We start from the raw sequence: 1,957 nt of genomic DNA, 5'->3' as shown, positions 1-1,957 counted from the left end.
GGCCAACGGCGTACCAACGCCGAGGGATGAAAAGTGCTCGAAGTTGCGCCCGCCCAATCTCTGCACTCCGGATAAACCTCTGCACTCCAGATCAGTCGGGCGAGGGTAACTCGGAGGACATTGGTTTGCAATCGCGGTAACTGTTCAGGTACCCGGCGGCCGGGGGTCCACCGATTGAGGGTGTGGTCCGTGTAATCGTGGAGACAGGCGGAGCCGACCATAAGGACGGCTCGACATCTCCAGTTTCCCGGGCGCAGCCGACTCGAGGCCGACCTACGAGGCCCTGGCGAGCGAGAACGTCGCGCTGAGGACCGAGGTCGCCGAGCAGGCCGAGGCGATCGAGGGGCTCATGGCGCAGGTGGCCGGGCTCACCGCCACCGTCACCGGGCTCACCGCCACGGTCGTCGAGCTGAAGGCTCGCCTCGCCATGAACTCGCGCAACTCGTCCAAGCCGCCGTCGTCCGACGGTTATGCCAAGCCGGCGCCCAAGTCGCGTCGGGCGCGCTCGGGAAAGAAGCCCGGCAAACAGCCCGGGGGCCCGGGCCGACACCTCGCCCAGCTCGAAGACCCCGACGCGACGCGTACCCATGTGCCCGAACGGTGCGGGGGGTGCGGCGCGGACCTCGGTGACGCGGTGGTCGTCGGGGCTGCCCGCCGCCAGGTGTTCGACCTGCCGCCGGTGGCGTTGTTCTGCACCGAGCACCGCGCCGAACGCCGCCGCTGCGCGTGCGGGTCGGAGACCACCGCCCCGTTCCCACCCGATGCGACCGCGCCGACCTGCTACGGGCCGGCGTTGCGGGCCTATGTCTGTTATCTGGTGACCCGACAGCACATTCCCATCGCCCGGGTCGCCGAACTGCTCCGAGACGCCTACGGGGCGTCGGTGTCGACGGGCACGATCGTGGCGATGGTCGAAGAAGGCGCCGCGATGCTCGAAGAGTTCCTGGTCCATGTCAAAGACCGGCTCGCCCGCTCCGATGTCGTGCACGCCGATGAGACCGGCCTGCGGGTGAACGCAGCGCTTGCCTGGGTGCACTCGGCGTCCACCACCGGGCTCACCTTGTACCACCTCGACGACAAACGGGGCACCGCCGCCATGGACGCCATGGGCGTCATCGAGCACTTGACCGGCGTGCTCGTTCACGACGGCTGGGCCCCCTACCGCAACTACACCGACGTCGACCACGCGTTGTGCAACGCCCATCACCTCCGAGAGCTCGACGCCGCCGCGGGCACTGACGGCCAACCATGGGCCGCCGACATGGCCGGGCTGCTCTGCGACGCCTACCAGCAGGTGCTCGGCGCCAAGACCGACGGGCACAGCGCGCTCACCGCCGACGAGCTCGGCCGCATCCGGGCCGACTACCGGGCGATCATCGCCGCCGGGCACGAGGCCAACCCGGCGCCCGCCCCGACCGGGAAGCGGGGACGGCCCAAACGCACCAAAGCCGCCAACCTGCTGTTGCGCCTCGACGTCCACGCCGACGACATTCTCCGCTTCTCCACCGACTTTCGCGTCCCGTTCGACAACAACCTCTCCGAGCGCGACATCAGGATGGTCAAAGTCCACCAGAAAGTCTCGGGCGGTTTCCGCAGCACCGGCGGCGCCGAAGCGTTCCTCGCCTTGCGCAGCTACTTGTCCACCGCCGCCAAACACGGCGTCAACCTGCTCGACGTGTTGCAACGACTGTTCGACGCGAACCCGTGGATGCCGGTCACTCCCGGACCCGGCCCCTGAACCACAGGTCGCGTGCACCAAGATCGCCGACGACAGCCTTCACAGCCCGACGCGTGATCTCAACGCCGGCACGGCCCTGCTCGACCGGGTACCTGAACAGTTACCAATCGCGAAGGAATGACCGTGCCGACCGGGCACGAAGACGCCCGCAGGCGGCCGCAGTCATCACCGGCGTCGGCCACTACCTCGCGGGCCGCGTCCCGTGGAGTGGTGTAAGTC

At 68.6% G+C, this 1,957-nt stretch carries 1 protein-coding gene; it reads left to right on the top strand.

Translation table 11 applies throughout. The annotated features are described in order from the left end of the window. Nucleotides 1-235 precede the first annotated feature (235 nt). Entirely contained in the window at nt 236-1,738 is a 1,503-nt protein-coding gene (gene tnpC / locus ACRDSQ_RS16410; RefSeq protein WP_431422145.1) for an IS66 family transposase, read from the top strand. Nucleotides 1,739-1,957 lie beyond the last annotated feature (219 nt).

Source organism: Actinokineospora sp., assembly GCF_050699995.1.
Taxonomy (GTDB): domain Bacteria; phylum Actinomycetota; class Actinomycetes; order Mycobacteriales; family Pseudonocardiaceae; genus Actinokineospora.
The sequence above is the reverse complement of the archived record's forward strand: the minus strand, read 5'-3'. Positions and strand labels throughout refer to the sequence as shown.